20 protein-coding genes and 3 pseudogenes are annotated in these 23671 nt (G+C 68.8%); 15 read left to right on the top strand and 8 right to left on the bottom strand.

What is annotated here, in order from left to right; translation table 11 throughout:
• Positions 1-3: 3 nt before the first annotated feature.
• The 3 genes and pseudogenes from AS188_RS03930 to AS188_RS03920 form a co-directional block, all read right to left on the bottom strand.
• Positions 4-258 (bottom strand): annotated as a pseudogene (locus tag AS188_RS03930) (transposase); the annotation flags it as partial.
• 112 nt (positions 259-370) lie between these two features.
• Entirely contained in the window at positions 371-1951 is a 1581-nt protein-coding gene (locus AS188_RS03925; protein ID WP_211268301.1) for a transposase, read from the bottom strand.
• Between the two features lie 41 nt (positions 1952-1992).
• Positions 1993-3087, bottom strand: a pseudogene (locus AS188_RS03920) (IS256 family transposase); the annotation flags it as partial.
• Positions 3088-3150: 63 nt separating this feature from the next.
• Between AS188_RS03920 and AS188_RS16360 the strand changes: the two are divergent.
• The 3 genes and pseudogenes from AS188_RS16360 to AS188_RS17330 all read left to right on the top strand — a co-directional run bounded on the left by AS188_RS16360 (position 3151) and on the right by AS188_RS17330 (position 4286).
• Positions 3151-3300, top strand: a complete 150-nt coding sequence (locus tag AS188_RS16360; RefSeq protein ID WP_083529229.1) for an S-layer homology domain-containing protein — start codon at positions 3151-3153, stop codon at positions 3298-3300.
• Between the two features lie 187 nt (positions 3301-3487).
• Positions 3488-3988 (top strand): annotated as a pseudogene (locus AS188_RS17810) (maleylpyruvate isomerase N-terminal domain-containing protein); the annotation flags it as partial.
• The gene (locus AS188_RS17330) at positions 3882-4286 is read left to right on the top strand and encodes a maleylpyruvate isomerase family mycothiol-dependent enzyme (protein ID WP_261340416.1); all 405 of its coding nucleotides are present in this window, start codon (positions 3882-3884) and stop codon (positions 4284-4286) included. The pseudogene AS188_RS17810 and the gene AS188_RS17330, both read left to right, overlap by 107 nt.
• Positions 4287-4632: 346 nt before the next feature.
• Here AS188_RS17330 and AS188_RS03910 read toward each other — a convergent pair whose 3' ends face one another.
• Complete coding sequence (locus AS188_RS03910) at positions 4633-5880, bottom strand: IS256 family transposase (protein ID WP_058857745.1); 1248 nt, start codon at positions 5878-5880, stop codon at positions 4633-4635.
• Between the two features lie 162 nt (positions 5881-6042).
• Here AS188_RS03910 and AS188_RS03905 point away from each other — a divergent pair, with 162 nt between their 5' ends.
• Genes AS188_RS03905 through AS188_RS03885 form a run of 5 tightly spaced genes read left to right on the top strand, consistent with a single transcriptional unit; the run spans position 6043 to position 10020 of the window.
• The gene (locus AS188_RS03905) at positions 6043-7755 is read left to right on the top strand and encodes an AAA family ATPase (protein WP_058857744.1); all 1713 of its coding nucleotides are present in this window, start codon (positions 6043-6045) and stop codon (positions 7753-7755) included.
• 29 nt (positions 7756-7784) lie between these two features.
• Positions 7785-8237 carry a hypothetical protein gene (locus AS188_RS03900; protein WP_058857743.1) on the top strand — a complete coding sequence of 151 codons (453 nt, stop codon included), beginning with the start codon at positions 7785-7787 and terminating at the stop codon, positions 8235-8237.
• Positions 8234-8455, top strand: coding sequence for a DUF2997 domain-containing protein (locus AS188_RS03895; protein WP_058857742.1), 222 nt, complete (start codon positions 8234-8236; stop codon positions 8453-8455). The genes AS188_RS03900 and AS188_RS03895 overlap by 4 nt, the downstream gene beginning before the upstream one ends.
• On the top strand, positions 8436-9293 hold the full coding sequence (locus tag AS188_RS03890; RefSeq protein ID WP_083529228.1) for a ComEA family DNA-binding protein: 858 nt from the start codon (positions 8436-8438) through the stop codon (positions 9291-9293). Before AS188_RS03895 ends, AS188_RS03890 begins: the two co-directional genes overlap by 20 nt.
• On the top strand, positions 9271-10020 hold the full coding sequence (locus tag AS188_RS03885; RefSeq protein ID WP_236945047.1) for a 4Fe-4S single cluster domain-containing protein: 750 nt from the start codon (positions 9271-9273) through the stop codon (positions 10018-10020). Before AS188_RS03890 ends, AS188_RS03885 begins: the two co-directional genes overlap by 23 nt.
• Here the strand turns inward: AS188_RS03885 and AS188_RS03880 are convergent.
• Both AS188_RS03880 and AS188_RS17180 read right to left on the bottom strand, forming a co-directional pair.
• The gene (locus AS188_RS03880) at positions 10000-11181 is read right to left on the bottom strand and encodes an McrC family protein (RefSeq protein WP_083529539.1); all 1182 of its coding nucleotides are present in this window, start codon (positions 11179-11181) and stop codon (positions 10000-10002) included. The genes AS188_RS03885 and AS188_RS03880 overlap by 21 nt on opposite strands.
• Positions 11165-13573 (bottom strand): McrB family protein, encoded by a 2409-nt coding sequence (locus tag AS188_RS17180; RefSeq protein ID WP_058857739.1) that lies wholly within the window; start codon positions 13571-13573, stop codon positions 11165-11167. Before AS188_RS17180 ends, AS188_RS03880 begins: the two co-directional genes overlap by 17 nt.
• Positions 13574-13780: 207 nt before the next feature.
• Between AS188_RS17180 and AS188_RS03870 the strand changes: the two genes are divergently transcribed.
• The 7 genes from AS188_RS03870 (at position 13781) to AS188_RS17325 (ending at position 22221) form a co-directional block, all read left to right on the top strand.
• A complete protein-coding gene (locus AS188_RS03870; protein ID WP_058857738.1) occupies positions 13781-15658 on the top strand; it encodes a hypothetical protein in 1878 nt (625 codons plus the stop codon).
• An 82-nt stretch (positions 15659-15740) separates the two neighbouring features.
• Positions 15741-16100, top strand: coding sequence for an AMP-binding protein (locus AS188_RS03865; protein WP_058857737.1), 360 nt, complete (start codon positions 15741-15743; stop codon positions 16098-16100).
• A gap of 34 nt (positions 16101-16134) precedes the next feature.
• Positions 16135-16527: an AMP-binding enzyme gene (locus AS188_RS03860; RefSeq protein WP_147050612.1), complete on the top strand. Its 393-nt coding sequence runs from the start codon at positions 16135-16137 to the stop codon at positions 16525-16527.
• A complete protein-coding gene (locus AS188_RS03855) occupies positions 16524-17318 on the top strand; it encodes a TIGR03084 family metal-binding protein (protein WP_058857735.1) in 795 nt (264 codons plus the stop codon). Before AS188_RS03860 ends, AS188_RS03855 begins: the two co-directional genes overlap by 4 nt.
• A 652-nt stretch (positions 17319-17970) precedes the next feature.
• Entirely contained in the window at positions 17971-20391 is a 2421-nt protein-coding gene (locus AS188_RS03850; protein WP_058857734.1) for a hypothetical protein, read from the top strand.
• A 418-nt stretch (positions 20392-20809) separates the two neighbouring features.
• Positions 20810-22036 carry an IS110 family RNA-guided transposase gene (locus AS188_RS03845; protein ID WP_058857733.1) on the top strand — a complete coding sequence of 409 codons (1227 nt, stop codon included), beginning with the start codon at positions 20810-20812 and terminating at the stop codon, positions 22034-22036.
• 56 nt (positions 22037-22092) lie between these two features.
• The gene (locus tag AS188_RS17325) at positions 22093-22221 is read left to right on the top strand and encodes an AraC family transcriptional regulator (protein ID WP_162628902.1); all 129 of its coding nucleotides are present in this window, start codon (positions 22093-22095) and stop codon (positions 22219-22221) included.
• 22 nt (positions 22222-22243) lie between these two features.
• Here AS188_RS17325 and AS188_RS03840 read toward each other — a convergent pair whose 3' ends face one another.
• Both AS188_RS03840 and AS188_RS03835 read right to left on the bottom strand, forming a co-directional pair.
• Complete coding sequence (locus tag AS188_RS03840; protein ID WP_058857732.1) at positions 22244-22939, bottom strand: EcsC family protein; 696 nt, start codon at positions 22937-22939, stop codon at positions 22244-22246.
• 94 nt (positions 22940-23033) lie between these two features.
• Positions 23034-23567, bottom strand: a complete 534-nt coding sequence (locus AS188_RS03835) for a hypothetical protein (protein WP_058857731.1) — start codon at positions 23565-23567, stop codon at positions 23034-23036.
• Between the last annotated feature and the right edge of the window lie 104 nt (positions 23568-23671).

The raw sequence follows: 23671 nt of genomic DNA, 5'->3' as shown, positions 1-23671 counted from the left end.
TGGTTAGTGGTTCTCCGCTGCCGGCATCCGGTCGGCGAAGGTGATGGCGAAGGCGTTCAGCGCCGGCTTCCACCGTGTGACCCATCGTGTCTGCCCGGTACCCTTCGGGTCCAGGGAACGCACGACGAGGTACAGGGTCTTCATCGCGGACTGCTCATTCGGGAAGTGCCCCCGGGCCCGCACGGCACGGCGAAACCGGGCGTTGAGCGACTCGATCGCGTTGGTCGAGCAGATCACCCGGCGGATCTCCACGTCGTAGAGCCTGTTGCAGAATCGGCCTGCAGGAGCCGGTCCAAAGCTGGCCTGAGCCGATGATGACGAGGGGCCGGCCCAGAACCGCGCCGAGGACAGGGGTCCAGGACCCCTGCCTTCAGGCGGTGGGGGTTGCTCGGTGGATTTTGAGGATGTTGAACGCTGTGGCGGCCAGGTGTAGCTCGCTGGTGGCGTGATCGAGGCCGCGGCAGGAGAACCGGTCGATGATCTTCTTCAGGTTGCCGATGCCGGGTTCCACCGTCGCTGCTCGCCGCTTGTAGAGATCGCGGCCTTCACGGGTGCGTAGCCGGTGGGCGTTGGCCTCACGCGGGGTCGCCTCCGCTGGCGGCGGCCCGTGTGCTGGTTCCTGGGCTGCGGCGCGCTGGTCGTCGCGCCGCTTGCCCAGAGCGATCAATCGGTCCGGTCCTGCGGCTGTGAGGTTGGCGTCGCTGTTGTACCCGGCGTCGGCCAGCACGGTGCCCACCAGGTGATCGGGGTTGCCGGTGTGGGCGTGCATCCGCGTCGCGGCGTCCTGGGCGGCGTCCATCATCGGGGTGAAGCAGGCTTGATCGTTCGGTGTCTGTCCCACCTGCACCGCGACGATGAGCTGATCGCTGGTGACCGCGACCTGGGCGTTGTATCCCTGCAGGAACCCTCGACGGGTCGGCATGATCCGCGATTGCGGGTCGGTGGTGTTCGCCACGACCTTCGGCAGCTCCTTCCCGGCCGGGACCGGCTCCACGGCGGCTGCGGCGGCCTCGGCGTTGGCCACGACGCGGCGCGCCCGCGCCACCCTGGTGCTCTCGGCCATCGGCACCGGTGGTCGCCCCATCGGTTTCCTGCCGGCCGCGACCAGGGCGGCGTACCGGTCCAGTTTCGCCTGATGGGAGGTGATCTCCCGGGCCAGGTGCGCCCGTGCCTCAGCCAGCCGGTGCGGCCCGTTCGGGATCCGGCCCACCACCGGCTGTCCTTGCTCCGAGCGGCGGCGCCGGGCCAATGCGGCGGCCTCGTGCTCGGCCTGTTCCCGGGTCCGTCGTTGCCGCTGGGCCTTGAGCTCTTCGGAGGCCTGCTGGATCCTCTCCAGCCGCCGGGTGCGATCCCGCAAGGCGGCGGGCACCCGATCCGGGCGGTCGTCGCCATCACTCTCATGTGCTGCAGCATCCTCGGCCCGGTCTGTCTCCTCGGCCTCGGCGACCACGCCGGCGACGTGGCGGTCGAACCAGTCCTGGCCACGGTTGGCGTCGATCGAGGCGTTGGCTGCGATCTTGGTGCCGTCGATGGCGACCGTACCGAACCGGCCCAGCCCGGCCCGGGCGGCAATCATCAAGACCTGCGCGAACAACTCCGTGAACGCGTCCTGGGAATCGGCGCGGAACCGGGCGATCGTGGTGTGGTCCGGGCCGTCCTGGGCGCACAACACCCTAAACGCCACGTCGGTGAGACACATCCGTTCGATCGCCCGCGAGGACCGCACCCCTTGGCAGTAGGCGTAGACCAACAGTCCCAGCAGCATCTGCGGGTCGTAGCCGGCCGCGCCGGCCCCACCGCGACGCCGGGTGCGTTCCAGAGCAGTGGTGTCGAGAGCCTCGACGGTCTCCAGCACGAACCAGACCAGGTGATTCTGCGGAAGCCACTCCCGCAGATCCACCGGCAACAGCATCGGCTGGTTCCGGAGCACCGGGCGATACGACTTGGCCATGTCACATCATCCCCTGCCCGCCACCGACAAACCACGCCTGGGCAACACCCGATTCTGCAACAGGCTCCGTAGTCCAGGAACGGCACGAACTCCGTCCACGCCCCGCGCCAGAGTCGGCTGATCGCCGGGTACCGGGCGCCCCACTTGTCCTCCACTTCCTCCAGGGCGGCCTCGGCGGCGGCAGCGGTCGGGGCGGTGTAGACCGGTTTCAGGTCCTTGGCGAGCTCGTCCCAGTACTTCCGCGAGGCGTACCGGAACGTCCCGCGGATCAGGTGGATGATGCACGTTTGGACGATCGCGGCCGGGAACACCGCGTTCACGCTGTCGGGCAGGCCTTTCAGGCCGTCGCAGACCACGAAGAACACGTCCTTGACGCCGCGGGACTTCAGGTCGGTCAGCACGGCGTACCAGAACTTCGCCGACTCCCCGTCGCCGTCCCCGGCCCACATCCCCAGGATGTCCTTGTGCCCGGCCAGGTCCACCCCGATGGCGGCGTACACGGGCCGGTTGCGGACCTGCCCGTCACGGACTTTGACCATGATCGCGTCGATGAACACCGCCGCGTAGACCTGCTCCAGGGGCCTGGCCCACCACGCCTGCATCTCCTCGATGACCCGGTCGGTGATGCGGGTGACGGTGTCCTTGGAGACTTCCGCGCCGTAGACCTCGCCCAGATGCGCGCTGATCTCCCCGGTGGTCAGTCCCTTGGCCGAGAGCGAGAGGACGACCTGGTCCAGGTCCGAAAGGCGCCGCTGGCGCTTGCGCACGATTACCGGCTCGAAGGTCGCCTCGCGGTCCCGCGGGACCTCGATCTGCACGGGGCCGGCGTTGTCGGTGATGACCGTCTTGGACCGTTTCCCGTTGCGCGAGTTGCCGCGGTTGCGCCCCTCGGGCTCGCCGGGCTCGTAGCCGAGGTGCTCGTTCATCTCCTCGTCCAGGGCGGCCTCGACGACCATCTTGGTCAGCTGCTTCAACAATCCGCCCGGACCGGTCAACGCCGTCCCGCTGGCGCGGGCGGCACGGACCAGTTCCCGGACCGTGTCCTGCTCGGCCGGGGACAGCTCCGGTGTCTGATCCGGCTGCTCGCCGGGTGGTGGTGGGCTCACGTCCACCAGTGTCTCGATGTTCTCGCTCATGTCGACCCTCCAGCCCCTCTCGGGGTGATTGGGCCTCTTACACCGTTACTGCGATAGTCCCACGTGTTCTACAAGCCGATCGCCTGGCTGGCTGGCAAGGGAGTCTCCGGCGGGTGGAACACCTCGCGCGGCAAAGAGTTCCGTCCCTACGGGCCAGTGCTGCGCGACCAGATGGCCGCGTTCATGTACCGGTTGGCCGCCAGCGCCCTCTGACCGGGCAGGCGCTGTGGTCGCAGCGCGACATTTCGCGTGCCTGGGCCCCTGCCCCAGGACCTCCGAGGACCTGAGCGACTGGTGCCGATAGCGGCTGGTGGCCTACAAGGTCCGGGCCGAGGTCGAGTTCCTCGACGACTTGCCGCGGAATACGACCGGCGAGATCCTCAAGAAGGACTTGCGCAATATGGTGATCCAATGGCCCGCCCCGACCATGCTGGTCGTCCTGCGGGATGAGGGCGATCTCCTCGGGGAACTGTTGCGCCCGATGCCCGACTCCGACTGGGACCTCCTCACCCCGGCCGCAGGGTGCTCGGTGCGCCACCAGGTGGCCCACCTGGCCTGGACGGACGGTGCCGTGCTCAGCGCGATCGAGGCCTCTGCAATCTTCGCCGGGCTGCGAGAGCGGTGTGCTGCCGATCCCGACGTCGTCGATCGCGCTGCCGAGAAGGGCGCCGCACTCTCCCCCACCGAGATCCTGGAGTCCTGGTGCACGTCCCGGACCCGGGTGCTCGAGGCGCTCGCCGCCGCGCCGGAGGGCCGGGCGCATCCCGTGGATCGGCCCGCCCCTGGGCGCGGCCATGATGGCCAGCGCCCGGATCATGGAGATCTTCGCCCACGGCCAGGACGTCCGCGACGCCCTCGGCCTCCCGCCGGCCGCCTCGCCCCGGCTGCGGCACGTCGCCCACCTGGCCGTGGCCGCCCGCGACTACGCCTTCGCCCAGCGCCGGATGGACCCGCCCACGGAACCGTTCCGGGTGGAACTCACCCACAAAGACGAGACGTGGACCTGGGGACCGGCCGACGCCGCCCAGCGGGTGCACGGGGCGGCCCTGGACTTCGCCCTGCTCGCCACCCGGCGGCGGCACCGCCAGGACTGCGCCGTCAGCGCCGAGGGCCCCGACGCCGACGCCTGGCTGGACGTCGTCCAGGCCTACGCCGGTCCGCCGGGCCCGGGGCGTGAGCCGGGATCGGCGATCAGGTGACGTGCCGACCATCACGGGTTGGCTCACAACTGTCCGTGAGCAGGTCCGAGGACCTCCTGAGCGTCATCAGCCGGAGGAAACCGTCGGCCTTCCCCCCCACGCCCTGGCTGTCTTCGCCCCACTCATCGAGGGCCACGAGCCGCTCGTGACCGCACGCTTCGCCATCACGGAAACGAGGCCAGCGTCATCTCAGCACGCACTCTCTATATATGCACATCGATGGAGATAGCCTGGGGGGGACCACTGCCACAGGCCTCCGCAGGTGCTAGATGTGCAGGCGCATCGGCGACGAACCGAGGTCAAGTCCTTTTGAGTGGTGTACAGATTCGGCGTGATCCTTGTGGGGTCAGGCGCTGAGGGCGCCGAGGGCGGTGGTGTCCTCCTGATCGGTGTCGGCGGTATTGACGAGGGTCAGTCGGGACTTGGCCAGCACGTCCAGGCCCAGATAGCGGCGGCCTTCGGCCCACTCGTCGTGTTGCTCGGCCAGCACCGCCCCGACCAGACGGATCAGGGAGGTCCGGTCCGGGAAGATCCCGACCACGTCGGTGCGCCGGCGGATCTCGCGGTTGAGCCGCTCGTTGGGGTTGTTGGACCAGATCTGGCGCCACAGCCCCTTCGGGAAGGTGGTGAAGGCCAGGATGTCGGCCCTGGCCTCGTCCAAGTGGGCGTGCACGGCCGGCAGCTGGGGCTCGACCATCTCCAGGAGCTTGTCGAACTGCGCCTGCACCGAGGCGTCGTCGGGCTGGTCGTAGACCGAGTGCAGCATCGCCTTCACCGCCGGCCAGGAGGCCTTCGGGGTGGTCGCCATGAGGTTGGCCGCGTAGTGGGTGCGGCACCGCTGCCAGGACGCCCCGGGCAGGGTCGCCCCGATGGCCTCCACCAGCCCGGCGTGGGCGTCAGAAGTCACCAGTCGCACCCCGGCCAGTCCGCGGGCCACCAGATCCCGGAAGAACCCCAGCCACCCGGCGCCGGACTCGGCCGTGGCGCTCTGCACCCCGAGGATCTCCCGGTGCCCGTCGGCGTTGACGCCGGTGGCGACCATGACCGCGACCTTCACCACCCGCCCGCCCTCGCGGACCTTCATCGTCAGTGCGTCAGCGGCCACGAACGTGTAGGGGCCGGCATCGAGCGGGCGGGTGCGGAAGGACTCCACGTGCTCGTCGAGGTCGGTGGCCATGGTCGAGACCTGGGAGCGAGACAGCCCGGTGATGCCCAACGACTGCACGAGCTTGTCCATCCGACGGGTCGAGACGCCGAGCAGGTAGCAGGTGGCCACCACGGAAGTCAGGGCGGACTCGGCCCGGCGGCGCCGTTCCAGGAGCCACTCCGGGAAGTAGGTGCCGGTCCGCAGCTTGGGGATCGCCACGTCGATGGTCCCGGTGCGGGTGTCAAAGTCACGGTGGCGGTAGCCGTTGCGGGAGTTCACCCTCTTTGGCGAGGACGCCCCGTAGGCGGCCCCGCACACCGTGTCGGCCTCGGCCGAGAGCAAGGTGTTCACGAAGGTCGTGAGCATCTCGCGCAGCAGGTCCGGAGAGGCCTGGGCGAGGTGCTCGTGCAGGAACTGGGCAGGGTCGATACTGGAAGGAGCGGTCATCGTGATGGTCCTCTTCGAGAGTGCTGTGGAAGGTTCACTCGAAGGATCACGCGGTGACCGCCTTCGTCTGTGGCGACGCGCTCACCGGGCTACCCGTACACCACTCTGCAGGACGCAACTCGAACCGATAGGTGGCAACCGTAGGAACAGGGGACACATCACATGCAGGACGTAGCGGGACCAGCCCGACGGGCGAGACCTTCCTTTCGGGACACCCTGGGCCTGCTGTTCAAGGCGCGTTTCCCCGTTCTGTACATCGAGTCGTTCGAGGAGACCCGAGTCCTCCGGGAGATCTCGGCGATCGCTTCCGACGCCGAGCACGTACGAACACCGCGTCCGGTGTGGACCTGGTCGGCGACCCAGGGCCTGGTGGATCCGGAGGGAAAGATCCCGTCCGGCACGAACGATGCCGCGAAGGCCCTCGAACGCGTACTGAAGCACGAGGAGCCCGGGGTCTTCGTGTTCCGTGACCTGCACGCCCATCTCGGCGACGGCACCGGGCGCCCCGCGGATGTGGCCGTGACCCGCCGCATCCGCGACATCGCCGAGGCGTTCCAGACCGGCACCGCGGCGCGGGTACTCGTCCTCGTGTCCCCGGTGCTGCGCATCCCACCGGAGCTGGAGAAGGACATCACCATCGTTGACTTCCCGCTACCTGATGAGACCGAGATCCGGCAGCTTCTCGACGCCATGATCGACACCAACGCCTCGGGCGGGCGGATCCGGGTCGAAGTGGACGAGGCCGGGCGGGAGCGACTGGCTCAGGCCGCCATGGGGCTGACGCTCCACGAGGCCGCCAACGCGTTTGCGCGCGCCATGGTGAACAACGGCGTGCTGGCCAACGAGGACGTCCAGGTGGTCCTCGAGGAGAAGCGTCAGACGATCCGCAAATCCGGGTTGCTGGAATTCGTGCCGGCGGACGTGGACCTCGCGGACGTGGGTGGTCTGCAGAACCTCAAGCGGTGGTTGGGCAAACGTGACAACTCCTGGATGGCTGCCGCAGCCGACTACGGGCTTCCTGCGCCGAAGGGCGTGCTGATGACCGGCGTGCCCGGTTGCGGCAAGTCCCTCACCGCGAAAGCCGTGGCCTCCGCGTGGAGTCTTCCCCTTCTGCGACTCGACATCGGCAAGGTGTTCGCCGGTCTCGTGGGGTCCAGCGAGCAGAACATGCGCAATGCCATTCGCTCGGCCGAGGCAACGGTTCCGTGCGTCCTGTGGATCGACGAGATCGAGAAGGGATTCTCCGGGGCTGCCGGCAACGCCGGGGACTCCGGCACGTCCTCCCGCGTCTTCGGTTCCTTCCTCTCCTGGATGCAGGAGAAGAGCGCGCCCGTGTTCGTCATCGCCACGGCCAACAACGTCGATGTTCTGCCCCCTGAGTTCCTGCGGAAGGGCCGCTTCGACGAGATCTTCTTCGTGGACCTTCCCACCGCGGCCGAGCGGTGCGATGTGTGGCGACTGCACCTCCACAAACGCTTGGGCAACGGGAACGTCGCCACCGGGCTGACGATCGACGACGCCCTGACGTCCCGGCTGGCGGACGTGACGGAGGGGTACTCAGGAGCCGAGATCGAGCACGCCGTCATTGCCGGGCTCTTCGACGCCTTCTCGGAACGACGTCCGCTGACCGAGGAGGACCTGTTCCGCGCTGTCGAGAACATGGTGCCCCTCAGCATCACCCAGGCCGAGCAGATCCGGGCGATCCGCGCCTGGGCCGCCGTCCGTGCTGTCGCCGCGACCGCAGGGGAGGATCGCACCGGATACGGCGTCGAGACGCCTCCTGGGCCGGACGGACCGGACGAGGCAGGGACCACGTCCACCGGGACGGTGGTCGAGCTTCCGCTGAGCCGCGGCGGTCGACTGGTGGACTTCTAGATGACTCACTACTCCCCGGAGGGATCCCCATGAGCGTCTCACTGATCCTGGTGCCCGCGGCCATGGCCGCCGTTGCGGCGTGGAAGGCCAGCCGCCCGGAGATCGATGCACACGGTCGCACGGTCTGCCATGTCGCCACCCGCATGCGCAATGAGCACCTCCTCGCGGCCGCGCTCGCCGATACCGGCGCTTCGACGGCGCTCCACGAGAACCGGCTGTCGGCGGAGTGGCAGAGAGTCCACGCCGAGTTCCAGCGCGATGCGGAGGGTGCTTGGTCGGTGCACCTGGTCGGCGAGGTCGACACCGACCGGGCGGAACAGATCATCGCGGCCGTCGACGCGGCATACGGAGGGCGGGTCCAGCAGGAGGTGCTCGCCAAGCTGCGCGAACGGGCGCCCCAGGCCGGGATGACCCTGGAGTCCGAAACCGTCGAGCACGATAACAGCGTCACCGTGGTCCTGACCGTGGGAGCTTCGGCGTGACCGCCCCCGAGCCCCGGCAGATCGTCCTTCGCGTCGATCCCGACGGCGCCATCACGGCCGAGACCAGGGGCATGCTCGGCCCGAGCTGCCTGGAGTCGATCGCCGTTCTCGAGGACCTGCTCGAGGCCACCACTGTCCACAGCACGTTCACCGCCGACTACGACCGGCGAGAGGGCACCATCCACACCGAGGTACGACATGAACTACGTCAGCAATAACTCCGTCGGAGGCCAGCCGATGGCTGCGCAGAAGCTCGCCAACGGGAAGTGGCGCCTCCGTCACAGCGCGTGGCTGCTCGCGCCCATTCTCGGCCTGGGCCTGTTCTCGTGGGTCGGCTTCGTCTACGTCGCGGCGCGCACGAGGAAGCGCCGGTGGTGGGTCATCGCGGCGATCTATGCCGGTCTCGGTGTCTTGCTCTTCGTTCTCGACGAGGCGGCCAGGTCCACGGGAGTGCAGGCGTTCGCCGACGTCGGAGGGCTGCTACTCCTAGGCACATGGGTCGGCGGGGTCATTCATGCCTTCATCCTCAACAAGGAGTACCTTCGGTGGCGCGCCTCACTCGTCCCCTGGTACACGGAGGGCGCTCCGCCACAGGCGCCGCCTGCCGATTTGCGTCAGCCCGGCCAGCCGAGCCACAGCTTCCAGGGCATCGACAACGCCGCCTATTACCAGCCCGGTCGGCAGGCCCCGGCACCGGGTCCTCGACCGTGGACGCCGCCCCCGCCGCGCGGGCCGGCGCAGTTCGTACCTCCTGCCCCCGCATCGCCACCGGCATCGAGACCAGCACCGGTGCAGTTCGGACGTGTGCACGTCAACACGGCGACAGCCCAGGACCTGGCCCGACTTCCCGGCATCGACGAAGTTCTCGCCCAGCACATCCTGTCCGTGCGGAAGGCTCAGGGCCGATTCCGGGACGACGACGACTTCGTGCGGTCCACGGGACTGCAGCCTCACCAGTACACGAGAATCGCCCACCTCGTCACGGTCGACGCCCCGACCACAGAGCAGCGCGGCCCGCGTCAGGGGCCCCCAGGTGGACGAATCCTTGACATCTGACACGGCAACGCTGCGCGTGGCGCACGTCGTCCCGGTGACCCAGGCCGAGGGACCCGGGCGCCGGTTCGCGGTGTGGATCCAGGGGTGCAGCATTCGGTGCCGCGGGTGCTTCAATCCGCACATGTGGGCCAGGACGGGTGGGCGTCCCGTGGCAGCCCTCCAGCTCGCGGAGGAAGCCGATCGCTCGGACGTCGAGGGCATCACCCTGCTCGGCGGCGAGCCCTTCGAGCAGGCTGAGGGCCTCGCCGCGCTGGCCGAAGCGGTCCGCGTCGGCGGCCTGTCCGTCATGACGTTCACCGGTTTCCTCCGCGAAGACCTGGAGACCCGTGCGGCCCGTGGTGACACGAGTGTTCGTCGTCTCCTGGAGGCCACCGATCTTCTGGTGGACGGTCCCTATGACCGTGCGCGCCCCGACCTCGCCCGCCCCTGGGTCGGCTCAACCAATCAGCGCTTCCACTTCCTCACCCCGCGATATGCCCACCTCCGGAACAGGCTGGGCGCATGCAATGACCGCCTGGAAGTCCGAGTCACCGCTGAGGGGCAGGTCTCCGTCAACGGATGGGCTGCCTCGGACGATCTCGACACGCTTCTCGCCGACCTCGGGACCCGGCAACGTCCGCCGTCTCGCTTGCGCCGCTCCCGTGATGGGATCGCCCCGTCCGAGACCGGCTCGGCACCCCTCGGGGCCGGCTCCGACAGCGGAGGTCTACCGGTCCGCCGCCGATGAGGACAAGGCGGGCGTCAGCCCGCGGAGCTGCCGTAGGACCTCCCGTGGCTCACTGGTGAGGTCAAGATGCCACAGGTGCAGTCGCTTCCCCGCATGTCGCACCTCATGCGTGACCGGCACCTGCGGCCCTTGTGCGTAGATCAACGTGGCCTCCGGCAGGCCGGTTGCCGTGGCATAGGCCAACAGTTGGTAGAGATCTGCCTCGTGGCCGGGTCCTGCGTCCCGCTTGTACTTCACGTCGCCCACGAACCGCCAGTGTGCGCCGACCCGCACACCGAGGTCCGGGACCAGTGGGACCTGCCCGCTCTCGGCCAGGAAAAGCCCCTTCCCTCGCCAACTGTCGGGGAACTCCGTCTCCGTGAGGCCGGCGGCCTCGCGCAGGGCCGTGCGCACGAACTGCTCGAAAACCGTGTGCAGGTGCAGCGTGAAGCCGATCGTGCCCACGACTCCCCCGGCGAGGTCGGCCATGGAGTTCTCCAGCACGACCCGCGCCAGGCCGAGGACCTGGCGGTAGTGCTCGTTCTGACGGGTCCAGGTGATCGTGTCCAGTGCGGCGAGGGGTTCCCGCAGGGGCCGGACGTGCTCGAGGCTGCGCCACAGGCGGTCCACACCGGCCGCGAGCGCCGGGTCCGTCAGGCGGCTGTGGCGCAGCGCCGCGAGTGCCTCGCGGAGGATCCGGTTCTCCGTGATGTCGTCGTCGTGCACCTGGAAGCGGGACGCCACGGGTAGCGGTGCCGGCCGCCGCGCCTGGACGTTCCAGCGCACCCGACCCTTGACCATCGGCAGGTCGGCGTCGACGGTGCGGTACGAGCGCAGCAGTCCGCGCTGCAGTGTCCGGCGGCAGGCCGCGACGAAAAGGGCGGCCATGCCGTCCTCGAGGTCGTCGGCGCCGGCGATGACCGACCAGTTCTCCTCCCACCGGAACGGGTCCGCGGCGTAGGCGGTCATGAACAGCACCCGGTCGATCGGGATCTTGGGCCGCACCACGATCGGAACGCCGCCGACGCTGACGCTGCCCACCACGCCGCCGGGGCGCACAGCGACCTCATCCCCGTGGCCGCTCGCGCGGACGACGGCCTCGAAGCGGGTCTCCAGCACGTGCCGCTGGGCGGGAGTCAGGGTCAGGGGCCCGGAGGTCTCCCACTCAGTCAGCTGCAGCATCGCCCGCCGTGTGCGTCACGGCCGCCTTCAGGGTCGCGAACTCGAGCTGGTCCAGCAGCTCCGGGCGACGGTAGAACACCTCGCGCAATGTCGGCATCACGGTGTAGTTCCAAGCGCGACGGGCCCGTGTCTCGTCCATCTGCCGCCCCATGAAGTGGCTGGGGCCGACGCGCTGGTCCTTGTCCTTGATGATGGCATTCGCCCGGTCGAGGAGTTCGGCGAGCCATTCCAGCTCGGCGTCGTGCTGGGTGAGGTGATTGCGAAGCATGCCGTCCACCGGGGTCTCACCCGGGCGCAGATCCCGGACGTAGAAACGCCGGCGCAGTGCGGAGTCCAGGGCGGTGATGGAGCGGTCGGCGGTGTTCATGGTGCCGATCAGGAAGAGATTTCCGGGCAGGCTGAAGTCCTTGCCGTAGGTCAGCGTGACCGTCTCGCCACGGTACTCGAGCAGGAAGTAGAGCTCCCCGAACACCGCTGGCACGTTGCCGCGGTTGATCTCGTCGACGAGCAGCACGTAGGTGGCCTCCGGATGTGCCCGCGCCTCCTCGGCGATGCGGATGAGCGGGCCGTCGACCACCCGGAACGACGTGGGATTCTCCGGGTCCGGGCGCAGTCCCTGCACGAAGTCCTCATAGCTGGTGCCCGGGTGGAACTGGGTGAGCGTCACTCGCTTCGGGTCCTCAGCAAGGAATTCCGCGAGTTCACGTGCCAGATAGGTCTTCCCCGTACCAGGAGGGCCCTGAAGGATCAGCTGCTTCTTCAGCCGGAGCAGCTCGAGGGTCTCCTCGAGCCACTCGATGCCCTGCTCATCCAGGGACAGCGCGGCCGCCAGGTCCTCGAAGGAGGTCGACGACGCCTCCGTCTCCGGGGCCTCCGCCGGCGCGGTGACCGCTCCCGCGGAAGAGGTGCTGGCCTGCGTGGTCAGGGCGACCGCCTTGCCGGTGCGCCAGGCGTCGAAGGCACGCCACTCGGCGTCCTCCCACCCGTCGGGACGGCCGGTGCGGACGAGGAGGTCGGCGAGCACGGCGGCGTCGAGGCGAGTAGCCCAGAGGTTCTCTGGCGTTCCCAGCCCGACACGAACGGCGTCGAGACGCTCGAGGTAGAGAACGTAGTTCTCCCCCACGGTGGAGGAGTCCTGTCCCGGATAGCCGTTGGCGAGGCGGTGTGACGCAGCCGCGGTGTCGAACGGCCAGAGAGGCAATTCCTCGGCGCCCTGGGCCATGAGCAAGGCCGAGGCGAGTGCCATCTGGGCTCTGCCGCCTGTCAGCACGTCGTCGGGCACCCGGTCCAGGAACCGATCGATCGCTTCCCCGCCGCGGTGATCCGCGAAGGCGGTCAGGGCGTGCCGGGCGGCAGCGTCGTCGTTCTCGGCCCAGGACACGACGGCCGAGACGGCCGACGCGAGCCCCGAATCCAGGTCGTGGAGCGCTGCCCGCAGCGGCTCAGCGATAGGCGCCCCGCTGCTTGCCGCCCGCAGAGTTTCCGCTGCCCGCAGCGCACGCTCCTGCCAGGTGGCACGGGGCTGCTCCAGCATGTCGGTGAAGCGCCGTGCCCACGAGACATAGGCGTCCATCTTCGGGTTGGGTTGCTGCCACAGCTCCCGATAAGGCGTGCGGTACAGGTCCGTGTAGGCACGGTTCCCGAACCAGGCGTTCGGCTCGAGCCGGCGGACGATCTCGGCGACCTCGTACTCCCCGCCCAGCCGCTTCGCAAACACTTTGGGCAGAGCACTGCGGTCGTCGCGGCTCGTGATGGCCGGCGCGTAGTCCGGGAAGAGCATGTGCTCGAGGGCGAAGCGCTGGCTCCACACGGACTGGTCGTCGATGCCGCCCATGAAACGCTGAAAAGCGTCCCATTCGGTGAAGACTCCGCTTCGCTCGGCGCGAGGAAGTTTCTTCGCCGCCTCGTAGACCCGGATGAGATAGGCGAACATCTTCCACCGGAACGTGTTGTAGCCGGTTCCCGGGTGGGCGACACCGCCGGCGAGCGCCTCGGCGAACTCGTCCGGCAAATCCGTGGTGCCGGCGTCGCGGTAGTCGAGGATCATCTGGATCTGCTCGCGCTTCGTCTTCCCCCGCGCCGCTCGGGTGGTGACGATGAGGTAGTAGACGTACATCAGCTCCGCGGCAAGCTGCACCGCGTCCGCGCTGACCGTGGCCAGCTGGGTCTCGAGTTTCTCGTAGAAGGTCCCAGCGCCCAGGTCAGGTTGTTCCACGAACGCCTCCACCAGCTCCTGCGCTGCAGCTGCGCCGTTCATGGGCTCCCCGCTGAAAAGGCTGCGGTCGTCGATCAACGCGCGGTTCCGCCACTGCTCCGCCGCCCAGTACATCTTCTGCGCGGAGGGAAGAGTCACGCGGGAGCGGCTGGTTGTCACGTCATCGGGTTCTTCCATGGGTCCATGATGCCGAGTGAGGCTCCATCGCTGGGAGCGCCTCACCGCCGAGCTCACGCAATCATGGACTTGGGACGGCCCAGTCCTCCTTATGGGGTCGGCCCACGGACCTACCATGCAAATACATCACTGGCAGCAAGACATGGGATCCGGCGATCGCTCGCAGCGTGGTTCGGGCGCGCACACCGGCACGGAAATGAGGAGACGATGTCACAACCAGTCGAGACCGAGGACCTGGATACGCTCGGCCCCCGGGACTACCGCGCGTTCATGCGCACCGAGACTCCCGAACTGACGTTGGCCACGGTCCAAGACCAGTTCGCAACGTGGTTGCGCACCAAAGGGATCGACTTCGACTGCACCCACGGTGCGGAATACGTCTCTGAAAGGGTCCGGGCATCGGTCGTCGAGCATACCCGCGGTCATGACGACTACGTCCGGTGCCGGCTTATCGAATCGGAGACGCCACAAGGTACGTGGTGCACCGAGGTGGTGGCGTCCTCCGTCGGGTGGATCGACCTGACCGTGACGAACTCTGAGGGGAACTTCGTCGCCGTTCCCAAACTGGCCCGGTACCTCATGCAAGCCCTCGACGTGCGTGATGCCTCCATGCAACTCGTCGACGAGGTCAAGCTGTGGGACGTGAACGAGGTCGATCGGCTCGTGGAGCTGCTCGAGGACCAGGATCGGCACGGACTCGTGTTCGTCGCGGGGACCGCTGACGTACCTGATCTCTACGAAGCTTTCCGGACGCGGGTGTCCACCTGGACCCGTGAGGTCTTCGGCATGGCGCAGTCGATCGTCCTCACACCACGCGCCACCCAGGTGCTCAGCGAAAGGCTGGGCTACCACGCGGTTGGCCCATGGATGTTGCGGACATACTACCCAGGAGTGGCACCCGCCCAGATCGTGGACTCCCGCCGCCACCGGTATCTGACGACTGCCACTCTCGCCAACGAGAAGGACTGGCGAGTCAGACAACTCCTGGCGAACACCGCCCGCCGTCATGCGGCCACACGCCTGGATCCGGCAGAAGTGATTCGCGCGAAACGCGCCTTCACCCGCGCGGAGACGCGTGCACTGCTCGCAGCCTTTGAGGAGCCTGTCCTCCCTGCGCACGACCGTGCCGTTGACGTGCCGTCATCGCCGGACATCAGCGCCACACCGCCGGGGGTTGAGCTCCAGCCGGCGGATTTCCAGGACGTCGGCACAGACCACGCCGAACGTCCCGCCGTCTCCGCGGCGGAGGCCCAGCTCGATCTCGTCCGCTCGGTCCTGGGCATCACGTCCATCACACGCGCCGCTCTGGAGCAGGCAATCCGTCCCGGCCACACCGCGCCGTCTCCCGAGAGCCTACGCAGCGGGGCGTTGCAGGCGGCGAGCCTGCGCATCAAAGAACAGCTCGCTCGAATCGAGGAACTCGAGGACTTTCGGCGCGACGCCGTGCGTGCCCTCGACGACCAGCAGATCGAGCGCGCCGAACTGCAGGACGATTTGGAGAAGTCTCGGGCAACGGTCCGCTGGTTGCGGGACCGATTCGCGGAGAGGTCAGACTACGAGACGGCGTACGGCGAAACGCCTGAGGATGCACTGGAGGCCTATCCGTCGTCGTGCGTGGAACTCATCGCCCGGCTCCAGGAAGACCAAGATGTCCTGGTCTTCACGGGTGACATGGACAAGGTACGAGTCGTCGACGCCGCGGACACACTTCAACTGGCCGTGCGGAGCGCCTGGGAAGCCTGCGGTGCACTGAGAGAGTACGTACGGGCCCGCAACGACGGAAACTGGGACAGCGGCGTGGACCAATTCCTGAAGAACCGGCCCGAGGGCTACGACGGCGTCAGCGCCGGCAAGCACGGCCCGACCGAGACCGCAGTCACCATGAAGCAGTTCGGCGGCGAAAGGATCTTCCCGGTCCCGGCGGAGGTTGCGCCCGAACAGGTCATCACGATGAAGGCTCACTTCAAACTCGCCTCGATCGGGATGCTGAGTCCCCGTATGTACTACCACGATGACTACGCGAACACCGGCAAGATCTACATCGGGTACATCGGCCGTCATCTCACGAACACCATGACCAACTGACGGAGTTTCGAGCCGGCGCTGAAACATCACCCGGTTCGACGTCGGTCGCACCTGGATTACGGACCTCCAGCTGTTCCAGCTCATGGCCTCCCTGCCGGGATTCGATGAGGCGAGGCTGCGGCCCGTCGTCGTCGCCGTCGGAGGCTCCCCCGTCCCCCGCACCCTCGTGGACCAGTGGGCCGCCAAGGGCGTGCGGGTCATGGCCGACTTCGGCGCCACCGAGGCCGGATCCACCATCCTCACCATGTCCCCGCGCGGCAGCGACGGCCCCTCGGCCATCGGGATCCCGGTGATCCACGCCGAGTGCAGCGTCCGCGACCTCGAGGGCGCGGAGGTTCCCGCCGGGCAGATCGGCGAATTGTGGGTGCGCGGTCCCCTGCTCATGCAGGGGTACTGGAACAAACCGGAGGAGACGGCGAAGGCCATCACGCCCGAGGGCTAGTTGTGCAACTGACGGAGGCTTATGACAGGGGGTCTTGGGTTTTCTGGCGGAGGCGTTCGTAGGGTGTCTGCCCGCCCAGGTCGATGAGGACGGCATCTTCCACATCGTGGACCGGTGGAAGGACATGTACATCTCCGGCGGGGAGAACGTGTACCCCGCCGAGGTCGAGAGCGTGCTCTACCAGCACCCCGACGTCGTGCTGGCCTCCGTGGTCGGGATGCCGCACGAGCGGTGGGGCGAGACCGGCAGGGCGTTCGTGGTGCTGAGCGGGCGCTCCACCGCGACCGCCGAGGAGCTGCGCACCTGGTGCCGCGAGCGCCTGGCCTCCTACAAGGTGCCCACCGACGTAGAGTTCCTGGACGACCTGCCCCGCAACGCGACCGGCAAGATCCTCAAGAAGGAGCTGCGCACCGTGATGAGCCGATGACCCGCCCCGACCCCGCTGCCCTGCTGGCCGACCTGCGCCAGGAGGGGGACCTGCTCGAGGAGCTGCTGCGCCCGCTGCCCGCCGAGGACTGGGACCGCCCCACCCCGGCGCAGGGGTGGACGATCCGCCACCAGGTCGCCCACCTCACCTGGACGGAGCGGACCGTGCTGACCGCCCTCGAGGAGCCGGAGGTCTTCGCGCAGCTGCGGGAGCGGTTCCGGGCGGAGGCCGACGTCGTCGACCGCGGCGCCCAGGAGGGTGCCGCACGGCCCCCGGCCGAGATCCTGGCGTCCTGGCAGGACAGCCGCCGCCGGGTGCTCGAGCGGCTCGCCGCCGTGCCGGAGGGCGAGCGCATCCCGTGGATCGGCCCGCCCATGGGTGCGCCCATGATGGCCAGCGCCCGGATCATGGAGACCTTCGCCCACGGCCAGGACGTCCGCGACGCCCTCGGGGTTCCCCCGGTGGCCTCGCACCGGCTGCGGCACGTCGCCCACCTGGGCGTGGCCACCCGCGACTACGCCTTCACGCAGCGCCGGCTGGACCCGCCGGCCGAGCCGTTCCGCGTCGAGCTCACCCACGAGGACGGGACCTGGACCTGGGGCCCGTCCGAGGCGGCCCAGCGCGTGACCGGCCCGGCCCTGGACTTCGCGCTGCTCGCCACCCGGCGGCGGCACCGCCGGGACGGGGACCTCGTCGCCGAGGGCCCCGACGCCGACGCGTGGCTCGACATCGTCCAGGCGTTCGCCGGCCGGCCGGGCCCGGGGCGGGAGCCGTTGCCTCAGGCGGAGTAAGCGGACCGATTCCGATGAGCGCCGATATGTGCCTCCACGGCCCGGGCCCGTGCCGCGAGGTCCACGGCGTGGGCAGAGTGCGCGACCTCGACGGCGAGCTGAACCTGTGACCCCGCGCTGATTGGGTCACCGCACGTTTCGGGGCGAAGGACGAGGCCCGCCGCCTCGGAGTGCGCCTCTGCTGGGTGTTCAGCACTGGCGGGACGGTCCCGCCGTCGCGGGACGCACCGGCGACCTGGAACCGGCACGCCCTCGGCTTCGTGGCCCCTCGACGGCGTGTTCCCGCGGGCTCCGCCTCCCCGCCGAAGCACCGATGTCCTGCTCGGGGACCGCTCGGCCATGATGGATTCATTGGCATCGTTCCCCCGAGAGGCCCCCGATGAGTTCTTCACACCTTCCCCCCGATCCCCCGGAGGACGACGCCTCCCCGCGACCGGCCACCGCGCACGGTCCGGCCGCGCCCAGTGCCTCCACCGAGGACACGCGAGAGCTGCCGGCGACGGATGGCCCTCCGGGAACGCCTTCCGGGGAAGCGGCGGCGGGGAACACGGCGCCGGCGGCTGCCCGGGCCACCGTCCCGGCATGGCTGTCGGCACTCACGCCCAGGCACTGGGGCGGCACCGCGCTCGCCGTCCTGGGCTCCTACGCCGCGATGTTCCTCAGCGCGACGGTCCTGCTGCTGCTGCTCGCCGTCGGGGTCGCGCTCTCCTCGGACAACGGCTCGCCGTCCGAGGCCATCGACGACGCCGCGTCGTCCACCGGCATGTCCACGGAGGAGGGACCGCACCCGGCAAGCATCCTGTTCAGCCTGCCCGCCCAGCTGGTCGCCATGGCGTTCTTCGGGCGGCTCACCGCCTCCATGGGCTCCCCGCTGATGGGGACGCAGAGCGGCAACGAGGTCTTCTCGGTCCTGTTCTCCCCCCTGCTGCTCGCCGCGATCGGTGCGCTGGCCCTGCACCTGCTGGCCCGCCGGCTCGTCGGCCGGATCGGGCCGCTGGGGACCGCCTCGACCGGTGTGCTGGCCCTCGCCGGCGGCCTCGCCCTCGCGGCCGTCGTCGTCCTTCTCGCGACGATCTCCACGGTCCGGTACAGCGACGACGAGTCGTCCTTCCCCATGTCGCTGTCCCTGGAGGCGGCGTCCGGCACGGCCTTCGTCCTCGCCTGGCTCACCGGGACACTGGTGCTGATGGCCGCCCTGCTCCCGCGGGGACAGCAGCGTCCGGGTGCTCGGCTGGTGGGGCTGGGCGACAGGTACCTGCCGTCGCTGAGCCGGGCCCTGCCGGTCCTCGCCGTGCACCTGGCGGTCTTCCTGGTTCCGGCGGCACTCCTGCTGGTCGTGGTGGCGTTCACCGAAGGCGGCTGGGCCGGCGGGCTCAGTACCCCGCTGTGGGTCCCGTCCGCAGTGCTGTGGTTGTTCACCTGGGCCCATCTCTCCGGGATCTCCGTGCAGACGGAGGGCGCCGCCCGCCAGCTGCTGGCATGGGCCGACGCGCCGAGCGGCGGAACCGCCTACCTGTGGGGCGTCCAGCTGCCCGGGTGGGTCGTGGCGCTCCTGCTCCTGCTGGCGGTCGTGTCGGTGGTCGTCGCCTCGGTGGCCTGGCGCGTGCGCCGGGACGCCGGTCCGGCCACCCTGGCCCGGCCCGCCTCGTGGGCGGTCCTCCCGCTGCTCTACTTCCTGCTCGGGCTGCTGCTCACGGCCGTGGCACGGGTGGCCGCCGGCATGGACGCCAGCTTGTTCGGGCTCGGGACGGTGTCCGCCGCCGCGCTGCTGCGTCCTGCCGCCTGGACGTGCCTCGTCCTGCTGGTGGTCGGCGGCATCGTCGAGGTGCTCTCCCGCTACGTCGCCCCGGCCCTCGCCGACGTCCTGCCCTCGGGTCTCGTCCGGCGTCTGCAGCCGTCCGCTCCCGCGGCGTCGGGCCCGGCTCCGGACCAGGTACCGGGCCGCTCCCCCGACGGCACCCCGGCCGGGTCGCCTGCGGCATCCTCCGGCGGGGCCCAGCAGCAAGCCGACCCGTCCCGGCCCCCGATGAGCGAGGCTACCCGGAAGAAGGTGCGGACCGCGCTGGTCGCCGGCTTGGCCGTGGCCGTTCTCGCCGTGGCGGCCGCAGTGGCCCACTCCGTGCTCAGCAGGACGGTGTTCAGCCCCAGCCATGCGGTCGAGTCCTACCTGCAGTCCGTCGTCGACGGGCGGGCCGCGGACGCCACCCAGGCGCTCGACCCAAACGTGCCGACCGATCAGCGCCTGCTGCTGAACGACGACGTGTACGGCGCCGCGGCGAATCCCGTCACCGACTACAGCATCCAGGACGTGACCGTGAACGGCTCCACGGCAGAGGTCTCCGCCGAGATCACCCAGGATTCCGTCACCACGCCCGTGCAGTTCACACTGGCCCAGGACGGCCGCAGGGCCGGTCTCTTCAAGGACTGGAAGCTCCAGGGCGGAGGGTCCGCCCTCTACCAGACCCTGTCGGTGGATGTCCCGGCCGGGGTCACCGAGCTGACGGTGAACGACACGCCGCTGGATCTGGACGAGGCCGGGATCTCGGACGGCGAAAACGTCAGTCTCGTCGCGCTGCCGGGTGACTACGTGATCACACCGCCGCCGGGCGGGAAGTACATGAGCTACGGCGCCGAGCAGACCGTGGAGGTCCGCGCGGACGGCTCCGGGGACACCACTGCGGTGAGCTTCACCGCAGAGCCGACGGACGCCGTGCGGGACGACGCGATCGCCGCCGCCAACGCGGCGATCGATGCGTGTGCGGCCAAGGCCGAGTTCGACCCGGAGGACTGCCCGTTCGGCTCATCCTTCTACGACGATGACGACGACTACCGGAACCCGGTGTGGACGGTGGAGTCCTATCCGACGTACGCGGTGGAGGACACCTGGGGCTCGGTCTACCTGAGCACGGAGGACCCCGGGGAGGTCACCCTGACCTACGAGTACAACACCGAGTGGGACGACGAGGAGCCGGCGGACTGGGAGAGCCAGGACACGACCGAGACGGTCTACTTCTCGGCGCCCATCGTCCTGGAGGGCGACCGGTTGTCACTGGATCTGTCGGGCACCTGGTAGGTCCATCGGGGTACCCGACACGCGGAGGGCCCCACCTCTTCACTCGAAGAGGCGGAGCCCTCCGCGTGTCATTGCTCCCGCGGAGTGACCGCAGACCGTGTTCAGGAACCACCTCGGCACGTCACCCCTCGCGTTCGTCACGACGACCCGGCTGGAAAGCGCCCCCCGTTACCTTCTTCCCAACTCCTCGGTCCGACAGGATGGAGGGGTGCTGACCGGCCGGTCCTCGGCATGATCGTTTGCCCCCAGTCATCCATGATCCGGGGGGTGTAGTCACCGAGGACCGGTCCGGTGATCGCGGATCGCTAATAGAGGCAGGGCCCGCTGGATTAGGGCCTTCGTAACGTGGATGCCGAGCGTGATCACCATCCGGCCGGCCAGCATGCTCGTACAGCAGCGGATGAGAAGGGGCCCGGCCATGTCAGAGCAACCACAACCGGCGGTGTTCGTCGGCCTCGACGTCGGCAAGTCCGACCACCACGCCGTGGCGGTGACGGCTGCGGGGAAGACGGTCTACGACAAGGCCCTGCCTAACGACGAGACCCGGCTGCGGGCCATCCTCACCGACCTGGCCGCGGCCCATGGGCCGGTGCTGATGGTCGTGGACCAGCCGGCCACGATCGGGGCGTTGCCGGTGGCCGTCGCCGAAGGCACCGATGGCGTACAGGTGGCCTACCTGCCCGGGCTGGCGATGCGCCGGATCGCCGATCTGCACCCGGGCACGGCCAAGACCGACGCCCGCGACGCACTGATCATCGCCGAGGCCGCCCGGACCATGCCGCACACCCTGCGCGACATCCAGGTCGATGAGGCCCAGATCGCCGAACTGGCCGTGCTGGCCGGCTTCGACGACGACCTCGCCACCCAGATCACCGCCACCTCCAACCGCCTACGGGGCATGCTCACCCAGATCCACCCCGCCCTGGAACGGGTCCTGGGATCGCGGGTGACCCACCCGGCGGTCGCCGATCTGCTCAGCCGCTACCCGACCCCGGCCAAGCTCGCCGCGGCCGGCAGGGGCCACGTGCGGGCAAGGCTCAAGAAGCACGCACCCCGGCTGGCCGAGACCCTCACCGAGGAAATCTTCGACGCTCTGGGGCAGCAGACCGTGGTCGTGGCCGGCACCGAGGCCGCCGCCACCGTCGTGCCGATCCTGGCCGGGCAGCTGGCCGGCCTGATCCACCAACGGGCCACGGTGGCCGCCCAGGTCGAGGCCCTCGTGGAGGCCCACCCTCTTTGCCCGGTCCTGACCTCGATGCCCGGGATAGGGGTCAGGACCGCCGCGAGAATCCTCACCGAGGTCGTCGGCAAGGACTTCCGAGATGCCGGGCATTTGGCCTCCTACGCCGGGATCGCCCCGGTCACCCGAAGGTCGGGAACCTCGATCCGCGGCGAGCACGCCGCCAAGGGCGGCAACAAACGCCTGAAGCGGGCACTGTTCCTCTCGGCCTTCGCCTCACTCAACCACCCACCCTCGAGGGCCTACTACGACCGGAAACGCGCCCAGGGCAAACGCCACAACCAGGCGATCATCGCCCTGGCCCGCCGACGGACCGACGTCCTGTTCGCCATGCTGCGCGACGGCACCCTCTACCAAGACCCCACCGAGCCCCAGAACACGTCACCGGTGGCCCTGGCCGCTTGACGGAAACCATAGAGGCACCCCCCCGCCTGCTGCGACAGAGCGCTCCGAAGGCGACGGTGACGCAGGTGGACCTCGTCTGCGGGTTCTCGCACCTCGGCCGGTTCTCGGCCCTGTTCCGCGGGGAGTACGGCGTCCAGCCCTCGCCCGTTCTGGACCGAGCACGCAAGCGCGGACCCTGGAGTTGAACAGCCGACCCGGCACTCGTTGTCAGCCGTCCGAGCTGTCGGCCGAGAAGTTGGTCTTCGCCCATGCGCCCACGGCCCGGGTGCTGACGAGATTGACGCCGCCGCCGACAATGCCGCCCGCAATGGGCGCAAGCTTGGTCAGGTTGACGATGCCCTTCGAACCCGCCTTCGTGACGAGACGGAATCCCACCTTCTTGTTGATCTCGATCAGCACCTTTCCGGGCACCTGCTTGATCACGCCGACCGCCGTCTTGGTGCCGATCTCCACGCCTGCTGCAGCCAGCACCTCAGTCGCCGAGGAGCCGATCAAGGAGATCAGGACGACGGAACGCACTTCTTCGGACCGGAGGTCGTACCCGCGCAGGTGCGCGATCGCGCCGGCAAGGCGGGCCTGGGTCAGCCACAGTGCGGTGAAATCCGCGGGCACGGCCGCAGGCAGTGTCAGAAGTCCACCCAGCCCGGTCAGGAACCCCGAGCCAGAGGTGATCCGCACATGGGTAGCGATGAGCCGCTCGATGGCCTTCTCGACGTCCCCGTGCTTGGCGAGATGCTCCTCCGCGACCTCGATCGAGCCCTTCCACGGACCTTTGCCGTCGACCCCGACGTTGAGCACCGTCTCGGCGACCTGCATGGCGCGGGCGCTGATCTTCTCCCGTTTCGTGGAGTCCGACGATTCAGGAAGATCGTGCCCAGCATTGACGTACGCATTGTTTTGCATGAGCAAAGGCTAGTGAGTGGTAGAACCAGATGCTCGGAGAAGTTGTCGTTCTCGGTTCCTTACGTTGATGTCGAGACGGATGACGGTGGCGCAATCACCCCCTGACAGAAGCTCTGGCCAGCGTGGGTTTGTCCCACGCAACGCTGACCACCACGGTCTCGGGGGCATCAGGAGATCCCGCCAGCGTGGCCGCCACGTCATCGGCGACGACCTGGGCGTCGTCCTCGCTGATCCACGCCCAGATGTACACCTTCAGCTCCCCCTGATCAGTGGCGTCAAAGGTGTTGATGGCACTGGGCACGGTCCCCGGCGCTGTCTCGGCCTCCATGAATTCGGTGTAGCCGTACTGAGCCAGGTACTCGTCCTCCACATCTTCTGCCCATCGGGCGATCTCCCCGGGAGTCATCGCAGAAGCTCCCTGTCCCGTACTTGCGCCACCGGAGAGGCTCGTCCGGGAGTCGGCTGCATCGTCCGTCAGCACATTGATCCCGATGACGACGAGAAGCACAGCCAGGATGCCCCCGACGATCTTCCGCTGCCTCACGGACGCCCGGGCCCACCGCTCTTTGGCCATCGAGACATATCGCTGGGCACCAGAAATGATCTGATTGCGGTCCAAGTTCTTCATGGATCTTCTTCCTGTGCGGCAATGAACACATCAAAATTTCACAATTGGGAGGACGTCGGCGCAGCCGTGGAGCACTCACCGGGCATGTCGTCGTGGCCCCGCCG

The sequence above is a fragment of the Kocuria flava genome (genome assembly GCF_001482365.1).
GTDB classification, from domain to species: domain Bacteria; phylum Actinomycetota; class Actinomycetes; order Actinomycetales; family Micrococcaceae; genus Kocuria; species Kocuria flava.
The sequence above is the reverse complement of the archived record's forward strand: the minus strand, read 5'-3'. Positions and strand labels throughout refer to the sequence as shown.

Bases quoted from the DNA above. Each gene is read 5' to 3' on its own strand.
- AS188_RS03910 (WP_058857745.1), bottom strand. From the start codon at position 5,880: ATGACCGCTCCTTCCAGTATCGACCCTGCCCAGTTCCTGCACGAGCAC.
- AS188_RS03900 (WP_058857743.1), top strand. From the start codon at position 7,785: ATGAGCGTCTCACTGATCCTGGTGCCCGCGGCCATGGCCGCCGTTGCG.
- AS188_RS03855 (WP_058857735.1), top strand. From the start codon at position 16,524: ATGACCCGCCCCGACCCCGCTGCCCTGCTGGCCGACCTGCGCCAGGAG.
- AS188_RS03905 (WP_058857744.1), top strand. From the start codon at position 6,043: ATGCAGGACGTAGCGGGACCAGCCCGACGGGCGAGACCTTCCTTTCGG.
- AS188_RS03845 (WP_058857733.1), top strand. From the start codon at position 20,810: ATGTCAGAGCAACCACAACCGGCGGTGTTCGTCGGCCTCGACGTCGGC.
- AS188_RS03840 (WP_058857732.1), bottom strand. From the start codon at position 22,939: ATGCAAAACAATGCGTACGTCAATGCTGGGCACGATCTTCCTGAATCG.
- AS188_RS03925 (WP_211268301.1), bottom strand. From the start codon at position 1,951: ATGGCCAAGTCGTATCGCCCGGTGCTCCGGAACCAGCCGATGCTGTTG.
- AS188_RS03835 (WP_058857731.1), bottom strand. From the start codon at position 23,567: ATGAAGAACTTGGACCGCAATCAGATCATTTCTGGTGCCCAGCGATAT.
- AS188_RS03880 (WP_083529539.1), bottom strand. From the start codon at position 11,181: ATGCTGCAGCTGACTGAGTGGGAGACCTCCGGGCCCCTGACCCTGACT.
- AS188_RS03870 (WP_058857738.1), top strand. From the start codon at position 13,781: ATGTCACAACCAGTCGAGACCGAGGACCTGGATACGCTCGGCCCCCGG.
- AS188_RS03850 (WP_058857734.1), top strand. From the start codon at position 17,971: ATGTTCCTCAGCGCGACGGTCCTGCTGCTGCTGCTCGCCGTCGGGGTC.
- AS188_RS03890 (WP_083529228.1), top strand. From the start codon at position 8,436: ATGAACTACGTCAGCAATAACTCCGTCGGAGGCCAGCCGATGGCTGCG.
- AS188_RS17180 (WP_058857739.1), bottom strand. From the start codon at position 13,573: ATGGAAGAACCCGATGACGTGACAACCAGCCGCTCCCGCGTGACTCTT.
- AS188_RS03865 (WP_058857737.1), top strand. From the start codon at position 15,741: ATGGCCTCCCTGCCGGGATTCGATGAGGCGAGGCTGCGGCCCGTCGTC.
- AS188_RS17330 (WP_261340416.1), top strand. From the start codon at position 3,882: ATGATGGCCAGCGCCCGGATCATGGAGATCTTCGCCCACGGCCAGGAC.